This is a genomic window from Pantoea sp. SGAir0175, assembly GCF_043547855.1.
Genome location: NZ_CP028081.1, coordinates 546,150 through 565,731, shown reverse-complemented (window position 1 = coordinate 565,731; position 19,582 = coordinate 546,150). Strand labels below are relative to the sequence as shown.

The following is a 19,582-nucleotide window of genomic DNA, read 5'->3' as shown; positions in this document are numbered from 1 at the left end:
TTTTTGGCTTAGCCGGATACCACTTCCGGCGGATTATGCGTATTATCCACGCTTATCGAGAACAAAACGACCCAAAAGGAACGGTACGAAGCTATGAGTGCTATCGCGCTTGGTATGATTATTTTCGCGTATCTTTGCGGCTCGATTTCCAGTGCGATCCTGGTTTGTAAACTCGCTGGTTTACCCGATCCCCGCAGCGCAGGCTCTGGCAATCCAGGCGCCACCAACGTGTTACGTATTGGCGGTAAAGCCGCCGCTGCCGCGGTACTGATTTTCGACGTGGCGAAGGGAATGGTGCCGGTATGGATCGCCTGGTGGCTGCACGTCACGCCGATGTATCTTGGCCTCACGGCCATCGCCGCCTGCCTCGGCCATATCTATCCGGTGTTTTTCCGCTTTCGCGGCGGCAAAGGTGTGGCCACCGCGTTTGGGGCCATCGCGCCGATTGGCTGGGACCTGACCGGCCTGATGACCGGCACCTGGCTGCTGACGGTGCTGCTCAGCGGCTACTCATCGCTGGGCGCGATCGTCAGCGCGTTAATTGCCCCGTTTTATGTCTGGTGGTTTAAGCCGCAGTTCACCTTTCCGGTGTCGATGCTGTCATGCCTGATTTTGCTGCGCCATCACGACAATATTCAGCGCCTGTGGCGCGGTCAGGAAAACCGCGTGTGGAAGCGTAAAAAGAAGAAATAAAAAAACCGGCGCGCGGCCGGTTTTTTATCATCAGATGGTCGGTAATTCCGCCAGCGGCCAGCGTGGCCGCACGCTGACGCCCAGCTCACCGCGCGTGCCGCCTTTCAGCCGCACCATGCCGGCATAGGCAATCATCGCGCCGTTATCGGTGCAGAACTCCGGACGGGCATAAAACACCTCGCCGCCGCGCGCGCTCATCATGGTTGCCATGCGTTCACGCAGCGTGCGGTTGGCGCTCACGCCGCCGGCAATCACCAGGCGTTTAAAGCCGGTCTGCTCCAGCGCACGCTTGCATTTGATCATCAGCGTGTCTACTACCGCATCTTCAAAGGCGCGGGCGATATCGGCGCGCGCCTGTTCGTCACCGTCATGTTCGCGAATGGTATTCGCCGCAAAGGTTTTCAGGCCAGAGAAGCTGAAGTCCAGCCCCGGACGATCGGTCATCGGACGCGGGAACTTAAAGCGATCCGGCGTGCCCTGCTGTGCCATGCGCGACAGCATCGGGCCGCCCGGATAATCCAGCCCCAGCAGCTTGGCAGTTTTATCGAACGCTTCCCCGGCGGCATCATCAATCGATTCGCCCAGCAGCGTATATTCACCAATGCCGGTGACGCTGATCAGCTGCGTGTGGCCGCCGGAGACCAGCAGTGCCACGAACGGGAATTCCGGTGGGTTGTCTTCCAGCATCGGCGCCAGCAGATGGCCTTCCATGTGATGCACCGGCACCGCCGGCACGTTCCAGGCGAACGCCAGCGCGCGGCCAATGGTGGCGCCAACCAGCAGCGCACCGACCAGGCCGGGACCGGCAGTGTACGCCACGGCGTCAATCTCTCCGGCCTGTAAGTCCGCCTGTTTCAGCGCGGCCTGGATCAGCGGCACGGTTTTCCGCACGTGATCGCGCGAGGCCAGTTCCGGCACCACGCCACCGTAATCCGCATGTAATTTCACCTGGCTATATAATTGATTCGCCAGCAGACCGGACGCATCGTCATAAATCGCGATGCCGGTTTCATCGCAGGACGTTTCAATACCCAGAACTCGCATAGCTTTATCACCCTCTTCTTGCGGCGCGCAGTGTAGCACAGGCCGGCTGACGCCTGCGCCCTTCCGCACGCGAAAAAGTGTTTTTCTGTCGCGCAAAGAGTGCGCTATACTCCACGGCCTGAAAAAACCGGCAGCCGCACAGGCAAACGCTCCTGTTGGTTCTAAATTGTCCATGGTGCTTTACAAGCCAGCCGCGCCTGGAGTAAAATGCTGCACCATTTTGAAAAGTGCTGGCGCCGCAGTCAGCAGCAAAAACCGAATTTTATCGAGGTGAGAGTTACATGCCGGTAATTAAAGTACGTGAAAACGAGCCATTCGACGTAGCACTGCGTCGCTTCAAGCGTTCCTGCGAGAAAGCAGGCGTTCTGGCTGAAGTTCGTCGTCGTGAGTTCTATGAAAAACCAACGACTGAACGTAAGCGCGCTAAAGCGTCTGCTGTTAAGCGTCACGCCAAGAAACTGGCTCGCGAAAACGCACGCCGCACTCGTCTGTACTAATTTCTTTTCGGAAGTTCGCTTCCGCCGCGTGTTAAACGCAGACAGAGTCAAGTAAGAGGCCGTGCTTTCCGAAAGGAAGCGCGGCTTGTTGCCGTTTATGAGCTGAAAAACCGGGGCTTATGGCTGGACGAATTCCACGCGTATTTATCAATGATTTACTTGCCCGCACGGACATCGTGGATCTTATCGATGCCCGCGTTAAGCTGAAAAAGCAGGGTAAGAACTATCACGCGTGCTGTCCTTTCCATAACGAAAAAACCCCCTCTTTCACCGTAAGCGGTGAGAAGCAGTTCTACTACTGCTTTGGCTGTGGTGCCAAAGGCAACGCCATCGACTTCCTGATGAATCACGATCGTCTGGATTTCGTCGAGAGCGTAGAGGAACTTGCCACGCAGCACGGCTTAGAAGTGCCGTACGAAGCGGGCAACGGTCCGAGCCCGATGGAGCGCCACCAGCGCCAGAGCCTGTATCAGCTGCTGGAAGGTTTAGACAGCTTTTATCAGCAGAGCCTGCGCAATCCGCAGGCGAAATCAGCACAACAGTATCTTGCCACACGCGGGCTGAGCCAGCAGGTGATCGATCACTTTGCCATTGGCTATGCGCCAGCCGGCTGGGACAACGTGCTGAAGCGTTTCGGTCAGCAGAAAGAAGATCGTGAATCGCTGATGGAAGCGGGCATGCTGGTCAGTAATGACAGCGGCCGCACCTACGATCGTTTCCGCGATCGCGTGATGTTTCCGATTCGCGACAAGCGCGGACGCGTGATTGGTTTTGGTGGCCGCGTGCTGGGCAACGATACGCCCAAGTACCTGAACTCACCGGAAACACCGATTTTCCATAAAGGCCGCCAGTTATACGGCCTGTATGAAGCGCAAAAAAATCATCCGCAACCGGCGCGTCTGCTGGTGGTGGAAGGCTATATGGACGTAGTGGCGCTGGCGCAGTTCGGCATTGATTATGCTGTCGCCTCGCTGGGCACCTCGACCACGGCGGAACATATCCAGCTTTTGTTCCGCTCGACCGATAACGTGATCTGCTGCTACGACGGCGACCGCGCCGGTCGTGAAGCTGCATGGCGTGCGCTGGAAACCGCATTGCCTTACATGAATGACGGTCGTCAGCTACGCTTTATGTTTTTGCCCGACGGCGAAGACCCGGATACCCTGGTGCGTAAAGAGGGCAAAGCAGCGTTCGAAGCGCGGATGGAGCAGGCTATGCCGCTCTCCACGTTTCTGTTCGACAGCCTGATGCCGCAGGTGGATTTGAGTACGCGCGACGGCCGTACCAAGCTGGCGACGCTGGCGCTGCCGCTGATTAGCCAGATTCCGGGCGAAACGCTGCGGATTTATATGCGTCAGACGCTGGGTAATAAACTCGGCATTCTGGACGATAACCAGTTAGACAAGCTGATGCCGAAGCAGGCGGAAAGCGGTACCGCGCCGGTGGCGCCGCCGATGAAACGCACCACCATGCGCGTGCTGATTGCGTTGCTGGTGCAGAATCCGCAATTTGCCGCCATCGTGCCTGCCCTGGACGGGCTGGAGCAGTCTAAATTAGCGGGATTGCCGCTGTTTGTTGAGTTAGTCCGCCGTTGTACTGAGAATCCTGGCCTGACCACCGGACAGCTACTAGAGTTATATCGCGGGACAGAATTTAGCCAGCCCCTTGAAACACTGGCCACCTGGAACCACATGATCGTAGATGACGAAGCGGAAGAAGTGTTCCAGGACTCGCTGGCAAGCATCTATGATGCTGCGCTGGAGCAGCGCCTCGAAGCACTGATTGCGCGCGACCGGACTGAAGGCCTGAGCGCCGCCGAACGCCGTGAATTCTGGGCATTAAGCCAGGCATTAGCCAAAAAATAAGATTTTACCGGGTCAGAACGATGAAGGCTGATAGCGCCGCCGTTCTTGCCTGATGTTTCTGGTTTATGGTCGCTGTAAGCGAAGCCGGAAGCAATGCATACATACCAGAGGCGTTAACGTCGCTGTCAGTTTCAAGGCTGCCAGCGCGCAGCAACCGGAGCGTACTGGCGTACGTGAGGATTGCGGGCACTGCCAGCATTGAAAATGGCAAGTAAGTTAGCCCCGGACAGAATATTAAGCGGCTTAAGTGCCGATTTACGATGGGCCAAAGCCCTGGCCGCGTTGAAGGCAGCGGCAAAAATACAACGCCTTCACTGTTATAGTTGGCTCGCTGCCGACCGACACCAATCTAATTAACAGAAGTGTGGATACCGTCTTATGGAGCAAAACCCGCAGTCACAGCTTAAGCTGCTTGTCACCCGTGGTAAGGAGCAGGGCTATCTGACCTATGCTGAGGTCAATGACCATCTGCCGGAAGATATCGTCGACTCCGATCAGATCGAAGACATCATCCAAATGATCAACGATATGGGTATTCAGGTGGTGGAAGAAGCCCCGGATGCCGATGATCTGATGCTGAATGAAAACAGCACCGATACTGACGAAGATGCCGCGGAAGCTGCCGCTCAGGTATTATCCAGCGTTGAATCTGAAATTGGCCGTACCACCGACCCGGTTCGCATGTACATGCGTGAAATGGGTACCGTTGAGCTGCTGACGCGTGAAGGCGAAATCGACATCGCCAAGCGTATCGAAGACGGTATCAACCAGGTGCAATGCTCTGTCGCCGAATACCCGGAAGCAATCACCTACCTGCTCGATCAGTACGATCGCGTTGAAGCGGGCGAGTCACGCCTGTCTGACCTGATCACCGGTTTCGTCGATCCGAACGCCGAGGAAGATCTGGCACCAACCGCGACCCACGTTGGTTCTGAGCTATCGGAAGAAGACCGCGACGACGACGAAGAGGAAGACGAAGAGAGCGACGACGACAGCTCCGACGACGATAACTCTATCGATCCGGAACTGGCGCGCGAGAAGTTTAACGACCTGCGTACGCAGTACGAAACTACGCGCAACGTGATCAAAGCCAAAGGCCGCAGCCATGCGGACGCCGTGGCCGAGATTAATAATCTCTCTGAAGTGTTCAAACAGTTCCGCCTGGTACCGAAGCAGTTCGATTACCTGGTGAACAACATGCGTGAAATGATGGAGCGCGTGCGCACGCAAGAGCGCCTGATCATGAAGCTGTGTGTTGAACTGTGCAAAATGCCGAAGAAAAACTTCATCACCCTGTTTACCGGTAATGAAACCAGTGAGAGCTGGTTCAAAGCGGCACTGGCCATGAACAAACCGTGGTCGGAAAAACTGCAGGAAGTGGAAGAAGATGTCATGCGTTCGCTGCAGAAACTGCTGCAGATTGAAGAAGAGACCGGCCTGACCATTGAGCAGGTGAAAGACATCAACCGTCGTATGTCGATCGGCGAAGCCAAAGCGCGTCGTGCGAAGAAAGAGATGGTTGAGGCTAACCTGCGTCTGGTGATCTCCATCGCCAAGAAGTACACCAACCGTGGCCTGCAGTTCCTCGACCTGATTCAGGAAGGCAACATCGGTCTGATGAAAGCGGTGGATAAGTTTGAATATCGCCGTGGCTATAAGTTCTCAACTTACGCCACCTGGTGGATCCGTCAGGCTATCACCCGTTCCATCGCCGACCAGGCGCGTACCATCCGTATTCCGGTGCATATGATTGAGACCATTAACAAACTCAACCGTATTTCGCGCCAGATGCTGCAGGAGATGGGCCGCGAGCCAACGCCGGAAGAGCTGGCTGAGCGCATGCTGATGCCGGAAGATAAAATCCGTAAGGTGCTGAAAATCGCTAAAGAGCCGATCTCCATGGAGACGCCGATTGGTGATGATGAAGATTCGCATCTGGGCGACTTTATCGAAGACACCACGCTGGAACTGCCGCTGGATTCCGCAACCTCGGAAAGCCTGCGTTCTGCCACTCACGACGTGCTGGCTGGCCTGACCGCGCGTGAAGCCAAAGTCCTGCGTATGCGTTTCGGTATCGATATGAATACCGACCACACGCTGGAAGAGGTGGGCAAACAGTTTGACGTAACGCGTGAGCGTATCCGTCAGATTGAAGCCAAAGCGCTGCGTAAACTGCGCCATCCGAGCCGCTCGGAAGTGCTGCGTAGCTTCCTCGACGATTAATCGTCCTGGTCAGTAAAAACCCCGGCTAGCCGGGGTTTTTTATTGTCTTCAGTATGGCGTCAGCCCTTTCTCCTGCATCACGCTGCGCGCCTTGTCGCTCTGCAGGTATTTCACGAACTTCGCCGCGGCCTGCTGCTGCTGGCTGCTGCGCGTGATCACCGCACCGTACAGCGTATCCTGCTGTGCCGCCGGCGGAATCAGTCCCACGATAGTAATGCCTTTCACCGCCTTCAGCTCGCTGTTCTGCTGGAAGCCCAGCTCGGCTTTGCCCTGCGCGACCGCCTCACCCACCGGCGTGGCCGGAATCACGGTGATCTTCGCCGCCGTTTTCGGGCCCAGCTGCAGCTTATCCAGCATCTTGCTCTGAATATATTTGCCGCTGGCGCTGTCAGACACGGCGATGCTTGAGGCGGAGGTCAGTACCTGTTTGAACTTCGCGACGGTACTGATATCCGGCGGCGTGGTACCCTGCTTCACCGCCATGGCAATGTACGAGTGCGCCAGCACCTGATGGCTGGCGCTATCCACCCATTTGGCCTGCTCCAGCGGCTTGATGGCGTAATCCACCATCACCAGCACGTCGGCGCTTTCATGGCGTTTAAGGCGATTAGGAATCGCCTGCGGCGTATCACCCATCGACGGCGCCGCTTCCAGCTCAATGCTGTCACCGCTCTGCTGCTGATAATCCTGCTTCAGGCTTTCAATCACCGGGTACATACCGCCGGAACTGAATACCTTCAGCGTTGCGGCCTGGACGCCCGGTTGCGCCGCCAGCAGCAGTGCCGCCAGAACCATGGTGCGTTGCTTCATCTCCCTGCTCCTTTTTTTGCGTGGAGCATCCGGTGTAGCCAGAAACAAAACGATGAACAACGTTATTACCTGATGAAACAGAGCCAGCTCACGCCTTATTCTGTAACCAATCATGAAGCTGGCGATAAGCAGCAACCATCTCTTCCAGCGAAGCGCGGTTTAATCCGCTGGGATTGGGCAGCACCCATAAGCGGGTTTCGCCCAGCAGCTGCGGCTGCTCGCCCCACGCCACGTTGCGCTGACGAAACGCCTTCTGAAACGCATCCTTACCCAGCACCGCCAGCGCGCGCGGCTGAAAGCGCAGCACCTTTTCCTGCAGACGCGCGCCGCCGTCACGCAGCTCCGCGCCCGCCAGCTCGCTGGCCTGAATGGTAGGGCGCTCTACCAGCATGGTGATGCCGCAGCCGGTCTCCAGCAACCGCTGTTCCTGCTCCGGCAGCAGCTGTTCGCGGGTGAATCCGGCCTGATGAATCACCTTCCAGAAGCGGTTGCCGGGATGCGCAAAGTGAAAACCGGTATGCGCCGAGGATTTACCCGGATTGATGCCACAGAACAGCACCTGTAAATCGGGCGCGATGATGTCACGGATGTCGTGATCGCTCATGCCGTCACCAGCCCGGCGCGCAGTTTGACCGCCTGACGCGTCACCTCCAGCATCTGGCGCGCTTCCGCCTCGTCAGTACAGGCGCGCGCCAGCGCCAGCGCACCGACCATTTCGGCCTGCATACTACTGGCGATGCTCTCCGCCTGCGCATGCCCCAGCTGCTGCAGCGCCTGCACCAGCTGGCGCCGCACTGCTTCGCGCTTCGCTGAAAACAGCGCCCGCGCATCCGGCGGTAAATGCGCCACTTCGCTGACCAGCGCCGGTATCGGGCAGCCCTCGCCCGGCGCGCCACAGTGCTGGTCCGACAGATAGCGGTCGATCCACTGGTTCAGCCGTTCAGCCGGATCCTCAATCGCCAGCACGGCGGCAAAACGCTGCGCCGAGTCGGCAAACATCTCGCTAATCACCGCTTCGACCAGCGCTTCACGCGAGGCAAAGTGTGCATAAAACCCACCGTGCGTCAGACTAACGCGCTTCATCAGCGCTGCCACGCCAATGCCTTCGGTGCCGCATTCGCGCATCACCACCGCCGCTTCTTCCAGAATGCGCTGCCGCGTGCGCGCCTTATGGCTTAGCTTTTCCATCGGTTGTTACCCTGCTCATCGTTAATGGCAATCAGTGTAATTATTACGATCGTCATATTCCAGCTTGACGATAGATATGATGGTCGTCATATTATCAGCACACCAATATGACGACCATCATAAAGAGGGCTTTTCCCATGTCACACCAACTGGCTTTAATCACCGGCGCTTCCAGCGGTATCGGCGCAACTTACGCAAAACAGCTGGCCGCACGCGGCAACGACCTGATTCTGGTGGCGCGCGATGCTGCACGTCTGAGCGCACTAGCGCAATCGCTGCACGAAGCGCACGGCGTGGAGGTCAGCGTACTGGCCGCAGACCTGACGCGCCATGAGGATCTGGCGCGTATTGATAGCGAGCTGCGGGACAATACGCGTATTACCACGCTGATCAACAATGCGGGTATGACGGTGGAAGGCGAGTTTATCGACGCCAGCATTGAGCAGACGCAAACCATGCTGGCACTGAACGTGGTGGCGCTGACGCAGCTCTCTCACACGGCCGCGCAGGTTTTCCGCAGCCGCAACGCGGGCACCATCGTGAACGTGGCGTCGGTACTGGCGCTGGTCAACGAACAGGCAAACGGGGCCTACAATGCGACGAAAGCTTTTGTGCTCTCGCTGACGCGGAATATGCAGCGTGAGCTGGCGGGCCACAACGTACGCGTACAGGCGCTGCTGCCGGGCCTGACGCGCACCGAGATCTTTCAGCGCACCGGGCGCTCGGTGGATGATCTGCCAGCAGAGATGGTGATGGAGGTCGACGACTTAGTCGCCGCCGCGCTGCGCGGTCTGGATGACGGCGAAGCGATCACCATTCCTTCGGTGGAAGATATGGGCCTGTGGCACAGCTTTGAGCAGGCGCGCGGCGCCATCCTGCCGTTTATCTCGCTGAATAAGCCCGCCACGCGTTATCGCTGAGCCTGCGCATCCGGAGACAAGGCGGCAGCAAGCCTTGTCTCAAAAACGCGACAGCAGTGGGCGCTTATTGCCCGCTTCTGCCGGGGTTCCGGGATTTTTTGCTGTGAGATCAAGGACTCAGTGATTGCGGGAATTTTCACCAACCGATTGAGCAACGCTGGATCGCCCCACCGAGATACTTTATAATCCCCGCTCCGCTGGCCCCTTAGCTCAGTGGTTAGAGCAGGCGACTCATAATCGCTTGGTCGCTGGTTCAAACCCAGCAGGGGCCACCAAATTATCAATGACTTACCTTAAAAGCTACCGTTAAGCTGGTTTTCCAGGATGCTTATAGGATACCGGCCTGAAGTAGAGCAAAATAGTGCTTCACCCACCCTATATTCAGTCAATTTTACTTTAAGCTAATTTCACCCTAAGGCTACTTAACGCTCAGGCCATCTGTGGCATAAAGCTGTTCAGCAAGCGCAATGTCCGCTTTGCGCGAAAAGCGGACCTTTTTATTTTATAGTGAAAACGCCCCGCATGGTCAGGTTATAGTAATACCTCTCGCCCTTAGACTGCGTCTGCTTGAGTCGATAGCTTCAAGAAGGCGGAGGCGGCTTTCACTAAGATGATTGGCGAGTAATTCTGCTGCTTTCTCAGTATTCTGCGAGCGAAGCGCAGCAAATATTTCGCGATGATCCTCCCAGGCGGGATTCGACGGTGCCTTGTCCAGCCATCTTGCTCGTGAAAGCCGGCGCAGAGCATCGCTTATCCCTTCGATAATAAACGCATTCTGACACAGACGGGCCAGCTCTAGATGAAATCGTGTTCCGGCATCGTCCATAATATCTTCAGCTGCATCAGCAGCCTTCTCTTTGAGCAGGGTTTCCAGACTGCTGATTTGTTCTTCCGTCATTTGGCCGGCTGAAAGTTTTAATGCCGCAACTTCCAGTACTTCCCGGTAAATACATAGCTGTTCAACTTCCGCGATATCGATCGGCGCCACCATCCAGCGTATTCCGTCACGACATACCAGCCCCTCTGACTCCAGCTTTTGTAATGCGGCTCGCACAGGTGTCCGGGACGCGTTAAACGTCGCTTCAGCCCAGCGCTCTGTCAACCGTTCTCCCGGTCCCAGCTCCATGTTGAGAATTAGTTTTCGTAACTGGTTTTCAACCTCTGATGCCTGACTCATGACGGCAGTGTTCTCCCATAAATTGACAGTAAAATGCACAATCTGTATTGTATACCAAATTGGTATACCAAAAAAAGAGCGATTGTATGACCCAACTCTATAACAGCTTCTGGCAGCGAAATCTGATCGTTTGCTTCATAGGCTCATTCTCAACCGTCTTCGCAATGACGCTGATGCTGCCGTTCCTCCCCTTATATGTTGAAGAGCTTGGTGTTCACGGGCATGCAGCAGTTGTTCAATGGTCTGGTGTGGCATTCAGCGCAACGTTTATTACTGCCGGCCTGATCGCCCCGGTCTGGGGAAGACTTGGTGACAGATATGGACGCAAGTCGATGCTCGTGAGAGCCAGTCTGGGCATGGCGGTTACGGTATCTCTTATGGGGCTGGTAACCAATATATGGCAACTTGTCGGTCTGCGGTTGTTGGTAGGACTGGCTGGCGGTTATTCCTCCGGCGCGACAATTCTTATTGCGGTCCAGGCTCCCAGAGAACGTGCAGCGTGGGCGCTCGGGATAGTTTCATCCGGTGTAATGGCAGGGAACCTTGCCGGTCCGCTTGCCGGGGGATGGCTACCCGGCCTGATTGGAATTCGATCCACATTTCTTTGTGCCGGCGCGCTGATATTTTTAGCTTTCCTCATGACACTTCTTCTTATCCGGGAAGAGGTGAAAAAACCTTCGGATGTAGCCACTCAAGCCCGGATTGGCTGGTCGCAGATACCCGCACGGTCTGCAGTTGTCGGCATGCTTTGCACCGGCCTGCTGCTGATGCTGGCTAACATGTCAATAGAACCCATTATCACGGTCTATGTAAGAACCCTCGTCAGTGACGCGTCTCAGATAACTAAAGTGGCAGGATATGTGATGGCGGCAGCGGCATTGGGAAGCATTATTTCCGCCTCCTGGCTTGGGAAGCTGGCAGACAGGATAGGGCACCTTCGCATTATCGCACTTGCGTTAACTGCGGCCGGTTTGTTGCTGATCCCTCAGGCATTTGTCACGTCCGGGTGGCAACTGATTGCCTTGCGTTTTCTGATGGGACTGGCACTTGGCGGCCTGTTGCCATGTATTGCGGCAGTGATACGTCATCGCGTACCAGAAGAAATGGTGGGCAGCATTCTTGGTTATTCCGTCGCAGCGCAGTTCGCCGGACAGTTCATCGGGCCGCTGATTGGGGGTTTTGTCGGCGGGCATATCGGAATGCGAGCCGTCTTCCTGGCAACCAGCTGCTTCCTGCTGCTCGGAGCGGCGTGGAACCTCAAAATACAAGGCCAGTCATCGACGCGCTGACTGGCAGCATTATCCTTCCCCCTGCAGATTTCGGAGATTTTATGTCAAATCAACTCAGTAATATTAGTAATAACAGCGCGCTGCTGGTAATGGACTTCCAGACGATCATTCTCAACAACTTCCTCCCGCATGAGAGTGCTGGAAACGTTATTCGCAACACGGCATCGCTGATATCTGCCGCACGCGCAGCAGGTGTACCGGTTATCTACGTCAGTGTCGGATTCCGCAGGGGTTACCCTGAGGTAAGCCAGAACAACATGATTTTCTCGTCCATAAAAGAGAATGGGATTTTTATGGCTGATAACGAGAGCACGGCTATTCATGCTGATGTCGGGCCGGCAGAGAATGAGCCCGTCATTGTAAAACGCAGGGTCGGTGCTTTTTCTTTTACCGAACTTGATATGATCCTTCGTGCACAAGGCATCGAAACCCTGATCCTTACAGGCGTGACGACCAGTGGTGTGGTGCTTTCTACAGTCGGGCAAGCTTTCGACCTTGATTACCGCCTCATCGTTGTGAGTGATTGTTGCGCAGACCCGGCCCATGAAACCAATGTGTTTTTACTTGAAAAAATAATACCTCAACATGCTTTTGTTACCAGTTCATCTGAAATATCAGAAGTCTGGGCATAAAAATATGAATTTCTGAGGTCAAAACAACCGTAATGTACTGGCGGAAGATGATCGGGTATGCCCGGTCATATGAACTTCCGCTTCAGGCACGTTGCAGATATCAGGTACATCCAGAGAGTTAAGTGTGAGCGAAAAGCGGAAATTGATATGATGTCAGAAACGACATTTTAAGAAACGCTTCTAAACCATTCAGTGAGAGGTATCAAAAATGAATACATGGCTGATAACGGGAGCTTCACGTGGTCTTGGTTTGGTCATCGCCAGGGCTGCATTGAAAAACGGTGATAATGTTATCGCTACAGCCCGACGCCCTGAAAATCTTTCGGAACTTAACGACATAGCGGACGGACGCCTATTATCAGTAAAGCTGGAGCTGAACGATCCTGAATCCATTAATGAGGCGGTCAGGTCAGGACTTGAGGCTTTTGGGGGCCTGAATGTTCTCGTTAATAATGCCGGGTATGGTCAGTTAGGTTTTTTTGAGGAGGTTGATGCAGATGCCGTTGAAGCTCAAATGGCTGTCAACTTTCTGGGTACGCTTAATGTTACCCGTGCAGTTCTGCCCGTTATGCGTACTGCCGGAAGCGGTCATATCATCAATATCGCTTCCATAGCTGGCATTGAAGGTTTCGTGGGTTCGTCTGTTTACTGCGCGTCAAAACATGCAATGGCTGGCTGGTCTGAAGGTCTCGCACAGGAGGTTGCTGATTTTGGCATCGCCGTTACGTGCCTTTATCCGGGCCGCTTCAGGACGGATTTCCTTGACCGAAGTTCCGTTCGTTATGGATCAGTGAGCATTGATGCCTATGCAACTGAATCGCAAAAACGGATAGAAGAACTGGATGCTGGTAATCATGTGCAACCTGGAGATCCGGAAAAACTTGCCAGCGTGTTAATTCAAATCACGAATATGCCCCAGCCGCCGGTCATTCTTCCGCTTGGCAGCGACGCGCTTAAAATCTTTGAGAAGAAGAGAGAGCAACTTGATTCAGTCATTAAAAAATATGGTGATCTGACGTCTTCGACTGACTACTGACAACTTACCTTTTTAAATTGGGAATTGGCGCCCCCCTTTTCCTTGAAAAGGAATGTCCGCTTCTGGCACAAAGCGGACACTCGACATGAGCTTTCAGTGCGATCAGTAATGTCAGGCCTGCCACATATAAGCAAGCAGCCACTACCCTCCTTCTCCCCTCGCTTTCGAGCAACAAATAATTGCGATGTTTGCATCGCTGATTTAAACCACTCGAGGCTGCCGAGCTGCCAACCCTACCGGCACAGCTAATCGCCATTAGAACGTTTCGAATGAGATAAGCACAGCCTCGAGAAAACAGCCTTACCGAAATGCCACGTAAGCTGTTGTATATTCCATTCTTCGTCACTTTTGTCATCATGGTCATGCTTTACCTGAAACTCTGCGTCCAGAGCAGCCCAAAGGCGCTGACGCGCTGTGATTCATCGATTTCACCTGTCTGCTTGTAGGGGTGTTATAAAATCCCCCTCTCCTCTGCGATTTCAAAAATGCACATGTGAAATTCACTACCAATTTGGTTTAAATTTGACCAGGCAGCTCAGCCTGGCAGGTGAAATCCAGTTTTATTCATTCATTTCATAAACTTACAAACTGGTCTAATGACACCCCTTGAAAAAAAGTGTACAGGTGATCACGAAAATTATTCTTTATTTTCATTGAGTTAAGAGACCTGCCGCCGCCACCATGAAAATGCAAAAATCAGCCGTTTTCCGCGGGGCCGCCGCCTCGTGGACAGGGTACCCCGCCGGGAGGACCCGCTCATTTTTCCACGTCCTGACGGCCACAGTGGCTCACCATCAAAAGGCTGGTGGTCGGTTTAGAAAATGAAAGTCAGGCCCGAAAGGGTTTTGCCCAAATAGTGCAAAACCTTCAGGCTTTTACAATGACTTCTCAGAAAGGGCGGACATTCAAACACAGCTTAAGCTTTTGATTTGTTCGGGACTGTCCCTCTGCCTGCTTAAAAAGAGCTGGAAGTTAGAAGATTAATTAGTAACCTCATGATTTTATTAGGAGTGGTCACAGTGACCACCCGCATCCTGACACTCAATCTGGCCCCCTCTTTAAGGACCGCCCGGCTCTTTGGGCAGGCACAAAGCCGTAAGCTATTGTTTATTGCATCCATCCTCACTTTGAGGATACAGGTCATGCTCTAAGTGAATTCGTTTTTATGGCAATTATTGATGTCCGATACTTCTCCAGCGTTTGCACGTTCAGCCAGCATCTGCTGGTTAACTAAACACTGAGAGTAAAAGTCACGCATGAAAAGGGTTTTACCCGAAAAGTGCAAAACCCCGATCTGCGGCATCAGCTCTCATTTTGCTAACGCTCAACTAGAACTTAATTCGTTGATTTATCCATTCATCGTCATTTCGGCCCCCTCTCGGGATACTCGATTAACAACACTCTGATTTCAGTATCGAGGGTACTGGCAACCTCTCGCCCTAAATCATTGTCGGGTACCCAGTTCGAAGATGATCCAGTTATTAAGCCTGCTTCAGATTTTAACAATTACGATTGACTCTTAACTAGTTGAAAGAAATATAAGCCCTCATATTAAGAATGACCACCAGCCAGAAATCGATTATCCTCAACAAAGCAGGATTATAATTCTTTCTCAACATGTAAGCCTGACCAGTTTATATTTCATAGAAAACTAATATTTTCTAATTCAGGCCTCATACCCGCAATGAGAGGGTATGGCTAATGATATGCTGTATGTAACATCAGGTAACAGTTAATCAAGACACCTATTAAGATTCAAATCTTATTAATTTTATTTCTGGTTGGCTTGCTCATTTAGCCTGTATAGACTTATGGCCTGACAATTTCGCCTCTCAAGCTCGTTTCAGTCCAATTCAAAAATTGCTGAATAACTGGCCTGTTTCTGTATCCCACTGGGGTCACAATATGATGTGCGTTAACAGCATGAGTGAAATTATCTGGTAATACGCGCACAAGTTTACCTTCTTCTAAAAACCTGCCGGCAAGCAAGTCGCTCTCAAGAACAATTCCATGTCCCATCACCGCTGCTTCAATGCTCATGTAGGAACGATCAAACCGAAATAGCCATGGCTGAGCAGGCTGATTAAGATGATGCATCCGAAACCACTCGGGCCAGCGCAGGAGCGTTGATTCAGAGTAAATCAGCCGCCTTGTAATCAAATCATAGAGGGACTTAACCGGCGCTTGTGCCAGATATTCAGGTGATGCCATTGGCATGATATGTTCATCTCTGACAGAGATTATTTCACACCCCTCCCAGGCTGGAAAGCCATGCCTGATTGCGATATCAATTTCTCCACGAGAAAAGTCTATTTCCTCATATGAACAAGCCAATGTAACTTCAATGCCAGGACACTGATCCTGAAACGACTCAAGCCTCGGTAAAAGCCACATATATCCAAATGTCGGTGAACTGTGAATGCGAATTCTATTAAGTTTATCTGAATCTTTCATCTCCTCAGATGCCTGCATCAGCCCCTGCAGATGAACACCGATCATGGCCAGATAGGCTTCACCTTTGGAGTTAAGTTTTACTCCCGCTGCGTTACGGTCAAATAACTGACACCCCAGGCTTTTTTCCAGCTTCGCCAGCTGATGACTTGCTGCAGAAGCGGTAATTCCTAATGTTTCTGCCGCACGAAGGACATTGCCTGCACGTGCGATTTGTTCAAAAACCTGAAGGCACTTCAGCGAAGGAATGTCTGCATATTTTCTCATTATTGAACTCATCAAAGATGTATCCGGCCCACATTTTACCAGTTTGAGAAACCTGATTACACAGTGACCTTGATAAATGGTAAACCATTATAGCGATCACAATCACAGTTCATTATCAATCATAGCGTGCTTTGTAGACAACCAACCCTCCTCTGTTGTTAATTGGTTAACCATTAATGTGACCTATCTGAGGAGAATCCAGTATGTCAGAGTTGCAGCAGAAACTAGACAAGCTTTCCGGGCATGCCTGGGCGATACGTCGGCACGCCCTTCGTATGGGTGAAGTGCAGGGCCAGGGCTACATCGGACAGGCGCTCGGCATAGCCGATGCACTGACAGTGGCGTACTTCCATGCCATGTCATTCCGTGCAGATGAACCGGAATGGGAAGGTCGCGATCGTTTTTTATTATCGATTGGTCACTACGCTATCGGTTTGTACGCGGCACTGATAGAGGCGAAGATCATCGCCGAAGATGAGATCGAAAATTATGGCAGCGATAACAGCATCTTGCCGATGTCCGGAATGGCAGCGTATACCCCTGGCATGGAAATTACTGGTGGGTCACTGGGGCACGGGCTGGGTATTGCGGTTGGAATGGCGCTGGGACTGAAAAGAAAAGGTAACCCGGCCGCTGTCTACAACCTTCTGTCAGACGGGGAACTGAATGAGGGTTCTACTTGGGAAGCCGCACTTTCAGCAAGCCACTGGAAGCTGGATAACCTAATCGCGCTGGTTGACGTCAACCGTCAGCAGGCAGATGGCAACAGCCAGGAAGTACTTGCGACGGAGCCGGTGGATAAAAAGTTCGAGGCTTTCGGATGGTTTACGCAGCGCGTGAACGGCCATGATTTGCAGGCACTGGTCTCTGCGTTCGATACAGCCAGACATCACCCGGGCTGTCAGCCACGCGTCATTATTCTTGATACGCTTATGGGCAAAGGTGTGCCTTTCCTTGAAGAGCGGGATAAGAACCATTTTATTCGCGTAGCGGATGCCGAATGGCAGCAGGCGCTTGACATGCTGCAGCGTCATATCTGAATTTCCCTTAAGACTTTATGAGGTCATGATGACTACCCGTAAACTGAAAACCTCCGCCATGATTGCGTCCATAGCTGAAGAGGGCCAGGCAACAATTCCTGCGCCCTTTGGCCATGCTCTGGTGCAACTGGCAAAACACCATGAGGATATTGTCGGCATGTCAGCCGATTTGGCAGCCTATACCGATCTGCACATCTTTTCGCGCGAATACCCATCGCGTTTTTATCAGATGGGTATGGCGGAGCAGTTACTGATGAGTGCCGCTGCTGGACTGGCTCGTGAAGGTGCCACACCGTTCGTCACGACCTATGCGGTATTTGCTGCACGCCGTGCCTATGATTTTATCTGCATGGCAATCGCGGAAGAGAAGCTCAATGTAAAAATCATTTGCGCACTGCCCGGGCTGACAACAGGCTATGGGCCCAGCCACCAGGCAACCGAGGATATTGCGATCTTCAGGGGAATGCCAAATATGACTATCATTGACCCCTGTGATGCCATTGATATTCAGCAGGCTGTGCCGGCCATTTATGAACATGACGGACCCGTCTATATGCGGCTGCTGCGAGGGAAAGTGCCGGTGATTCTGGACCGCTTCCCCGATTACACATTCGAAATAGGAAAAGCCAGGCTGCTGACTGAAGGGCAGGATGTGCTGATCATCTCTTCAGGATTAATGACAATGAGAGCTGTTCAGGCTCGCGATTTGCTGGCGCAACAGGGGATCAGCGTGGCTATTCTCCACTCGCCGACAATTAAACCATTGGATGAAGAAACGATTTGTCGCGAAGCGGCGAAGCGTAACTGTCTGGTGATTACCGCAGAAAATCATACTGTTATTGGCGGGCTGGGTGAAGCTGTTGCTTCTGCGTTGATGCGTAACGGGATTTCGAGGCCATTCAGGCAGGTTGGCTTACCCGATGCGTTCCTTGATGCAGGTGCGTTACCCACACTGCATGACCGCTATGAAATCTCGGCCCGTTCGCTGGCATCAAATATCGCTACCTGGATAAAGAAATAATGAAATTTATATTTATTCCCAGGCGCAAGCCTGGGTGTAAATATTGAAAAATTTCAGATGATTCATCTTTCTGAACCCTGAAGGGATTAACATGATAAATAAATCGAAAAAGACGAGTCACTATCGATGGTTTGTCATCGCACTAATTTTCGTTCTTTTTATGGTTGCACAGGCTGATCGCGCTAATATTGGTTTTGCCATCCCGTTCATTCAGAAAGAATATAATCTGACAAACACGGAAATCGGGATGATTATCAGTCTTTTTTTTGCGGGCTATGGATTATGTCAGATACCAGCAGGTTTTTTTGTCAAACGTAAAGGGATCCGTTTCTCGTATGCTGCAGGCATGTTATTGACGTCTTTATTTACTTTCATGATGGGAAAAGTTGATTCTGTTCTCCACCTGAAAATTCTGCGCACGCTGGTAGGAATTAGCGAAGCGCCAGTTGTGATCAGCTCTACAGCTACAATCAATAACTGGTTCCCAACCAGCGAAAAAGGCACAGCTACCGGTATTTTTTTAGCAGGTTCCAAATTCGGGCCACTGTTAGTGCCACCCATTTGCGCGTGGATCTTGATTAATTACGACTGGCGCCACATTTTTCTTTTCTTCTCCATTCCCGGCGTGGTACTGGCCCTGGTGTGGTATGTCCTTGTGAGGGATACGCCTTCTGAAAGCCGCTTCGTCAGCCAGCAGGAAGCGGAATATATCGCAGAAATGGATGAGGGCATTCCGTCGGGCCGTAAGTTAAGTTCTTCTGGCCGGGCGTTTCGCTACAGCTGGATTGATCGCCTGATAAGAACTGAAAAACTCAGTCCGTTGGAATCTTCCCGGCAGGTTTTCAGGTCCTGGGATATTATCGGTGCGGCAATAGGTTACATGTGTATGGTCGGTATAGTTGATGGCGTCATAATGTCCTGGCTACCCAAATATCTCCTGCAGGAACATCATCTTACTCTGGTATCATCGGCAACACTCGCTGCCACGCCCTTTGCGGGCAACGTAGTGGGTAATCTGTGCGGTGGGTGGATTTCTGACAACCTCTTAGCGAAACGTCGTAAGCCGTTGATGATGTTTAGCGCCGTCTCCACAATTGTCATGACCGGTCTCATGACCATTGCGCCCCAAAATCCGTATTTACTCGGCGTGCTGCTGTTCCTACTTGGATTCCTGATAGCACTGGGTTATTCCGCTTACTCAGTCTATGCCATGGCGAGGGCTTCCCGAGAAACCTATCCGGTTGCCTATGCAATTATTAATATGGGCGGTCAACTTGGAGCAGTGTGTATGCCTATGATTGTGGGCGTTCTGCTTGATCACTATAGCTGGAATGCCGTGTTCATTACGCTGGGGGTTGCAGCTGCACTGTGCTTCACTGTGGTTCTGACCATTCGTGAACCATTACCAGCCGGTGCGAAAATAGATTAA

General features: G+C 52.8%; 16 protein-coding genes, 1 tRNA gene and 1 pseudogene. 12 read left to right on the top strand and 6 right to left on the bottom strand.

Features of this window, described 5'->3' with window-relative positions; genetic code table 11:
- Positions 1-93 precede the first annotated feature (93 nt).
- Entirely contained in the window at positions 94-693 is a 600-nt protein-coding gene (gene plsY / locus C1N56_RS02670) for a glycerol-3-phosphate 1-O-acyltransferase PlsY (protein ID WP_021509626.1), read from the top strand.
- Positions 694-723: 30 nt separating this feature from the next.
- Here plsY and tsaD read toward each other — a convergent pair whose 3' ends face one another.
- Complete coding sequence (tsaD, locus tag C1N56_RS02665) at positions 724-1,737, bottom strand: tRNA (adenosine(37)-N6)-threonylcarbamoyltransferase complex transferase subunit TsaD (RefSeq protein WP_394517087.1); 1,014 nt, start codon at positions 1,735-1,737, stop codon at positions 724-726.
- Between the two features lie 281 nt (positions 1,738-2,018).
- Between tsaD and rpsU the strand changes: the two genes are divergently transcribed.
- The 3 genes from rpsU to rpoD all read left to right on the top strand — a co-directional run bounded on the left by rpsU (position 2,019) and on the right by rpoD (position 6,322).
- Entirely contained in the window at positions 2,019-2,234 is a 216-nt protein-coding gene (gene rpsU, locus C1N56_RS02660; RefSeq protein ID WP_001144069.1) for a 30S ribosomal protein S21, read from the top strand.
- Between the two features lie 119 nt (positions 2,235-2,353).
- Positions 2,354-4,099: a DNA primase gene (gene dnaG / locus C1N56_RS02655; RefSeq protein ID WP_021509629.1), complete on the top strand. Its 1,746-nt coding sequence runs from the start codon at positions 2,354-2,356 to the stop codon at positions 4,097-4,099.
- A 378-nt stretch (positions 4,100-4,477) separates the two neighbouring features.
- Entirely contained in the window at positions 4,478-6,322 is a 1,845-nt protein-coding gene (gene rpoD / locus C1N56_RS02650; RefSeq protein ID WP_058759769.1) for an RNA polymerase sigma factor RpoD, read from the top strand.
- Positions 6,323-6,370: 48 nt separating this feature from the next.
- On the opposite strand, the gene C1N56_RS02645 is transcribed toward rpoD, so the two are convergent.
- The 3 genes from C1N56_RS02645 to C1N56_RS02635 all read right to left on the bottom strand — a co-directional run bounded on the left by C1N56_RS02645 (position 6,371) and on the right by C1N56_RS02635 (position 8,320).
- Positions 6,371-7,132, bottom strand: coding sequence for a substrate-binding domain-containing protein (locus C1N56_RS02645; protein WP_058759768.1), 762 nt, complete (start codon positions 7,130-7,132; stop codon positions 6,371-6,373).
- A gap of 88 nt (positions 7,133-7,220) precedes the next feature.
- Positions 7,221-7,736 (bottom strand): G/U mismatch-specific DNA glycosylase, encoded by a 516-nt coding sequence (gene mug, locus C1N56_RS02640; RefSeq protein ID WP_058771358.1) that lies wholly within the window; start codon positions 7,734-7,736, stop codon positions 7,221-7,223.
- A complete protein-coding gene (locus tag C1N56_RS02635; RefSeq protein ID WP_394517086.1) occupies positions 7,733-8,320 on the bottom strand; it encodes a TetR/AcrR family transcriptional regulator in 588 nt (195 codons plus the stop codon). The genes mug and C1N56_RS02635 overlap by 4 nt, the downstream gene beginning before the upstream one ends.
- Before the next feature lie 137 nt (positions 8,321-8,457).
- Here C1N56_RS02635 and C1N56_RS02630 point away from each other — a divergent pair, with 137 nt between their 5' ends.
- Both C1N56_RS02630 and C1N56_RS02625 read left to right on the top strand, forming a co-directional pair.
- Positions 8,458-9,240 (top strand): SDR family NAD(P)-dependent oxidoreductase, encoded by a 783-nt coding sequence (locus tag C1N56_RS02630; protein ID WP_394517085.1) that lies wholly within the window; start codon positions 8,458-8,460, stop codon positions 9,238-9,240.
- Between the two features lie 199 nt (positions 9,241-9,439).
- Positions 9,440-9,515: transfer RNA gene (locus C1N56_RS02625), tRNA-Ile, on the top strand.
- Between the two features lie 251 nt (positions 9,516-9,766).
- Here C1N56_RS02625 and C1N56_RS02620 read toward each other — a convergent pair.
- Positions 9,767-10,417 carry a GntR family transcriptional regulator gene (locus C1N56_RS02620; RefSeq protein ID WP_394517084.1) on the bottom strand — a complete coding sequence of 217 codons (651 nt, stop codon included), beginning with the start codon at positions 10,415-10,417 and terminating at the stop codon, positions 9,767-9,769.
- Between the two features lie 86 nt (positions 10,418-10,503).
- On the opposite strand from C1N56_RS02620, the gene C1N56_RS02615 reads away from it, so the two are divergent.
- From C1N56_RS02615 to C1N56_RS02605, 3 genes and pseudogenes are all read left to right on the top strand, one after another.
- The gene (locus tag C1N56_RS02615) at positions 10,504-11,706 is read left to right on the top strand and encodes an MFS transporter (RefSeq protein ID WP_394517083.1); all 1,203 of its coding nucleotides are present in this window, start codon (positions 10,504-10,506) and stop codon (positions 11,704-11,706) included.
- 41 nt (positions 11,707-11,747) lie between these two features.
- Positions 11,748-12,354 (top strand): annotated as a pseudogene (locus C1N56_RS02610) (cysteine hydrolase family protein).
- A gap of 192 nt (positions 12,355-12,546) precedes the next feature.
- Positions 12,547-13,374, top strand: a complete 828-nt coding sequence (locus C1N56_RS02605) for an SDR family NAD(P)-dependent oxidoreductase (RefSeq protein WP_394517082.1) — start codon at positions 12,547-12,549, stop codon at positions 13,372-13,374.
- A gap of 1,809 nt (positions 13,375-15,183) precedes the next feature.
- Here C1N56_RS02605 and C1N56_RS02600 read toward each other — a convergent pair.
- Positions 15,184-16,092 carry a LysR substrate-binding domain-containing protein gene (locus C1N56_RS02600; RefSeq protein WP_394517081.1) on the bottom strand — a complete coding sequence of 303 codons (909 nt, stop codon included), beginning with the start codon at positions 16,090-16,092 and terminating at the stop codon, positions 15,184-15,186.
- Positions 16,093-16,295: 203 nt separating this feature from the next.
- Between C1N56_RS02600 and C1N56_RS02595 the strand changes: the two genes are divergently transcribed.
- The 3 genes from C1N56_RS02595 (at position 16,296) to C1N56_RS02585 (ending at position 19,582) form a co-directional block, all read left to right on the top strand.
- On the top strand, positions 16,296-17,132 hold the full coding sequence (locus C1N56_RS02595) for a transketolase (protein WP_325924677.1): 837 nt from the start codon (positions 16,296-16,298) through the stop codon (positions 17,130-17,132).
- 25 nt (positions 17,133-17,157) lie between these two features.
- Complete coding sequence (locus C1N56_RS02590; protein WP_394517080.1) at positions 17,158-18,153, top strand: transketolase family protein; 996 nt, start codon at positions 17,158-17,160, stop codon at positions 18,151-18,153.
- Positions 18,154-18,244: 91 nt separating this feature from the next.
- The gene (locus C1N56_RS02585; protein WP_325924675.1) at positions 18,245-19,582 is read left to right on the top strand and encodes an MFS transporter; all 1,338 of its coding nucleotides are present in this window, start codon (positions 18,245-18,247) and stop codon (positions 19,580-19,582) included.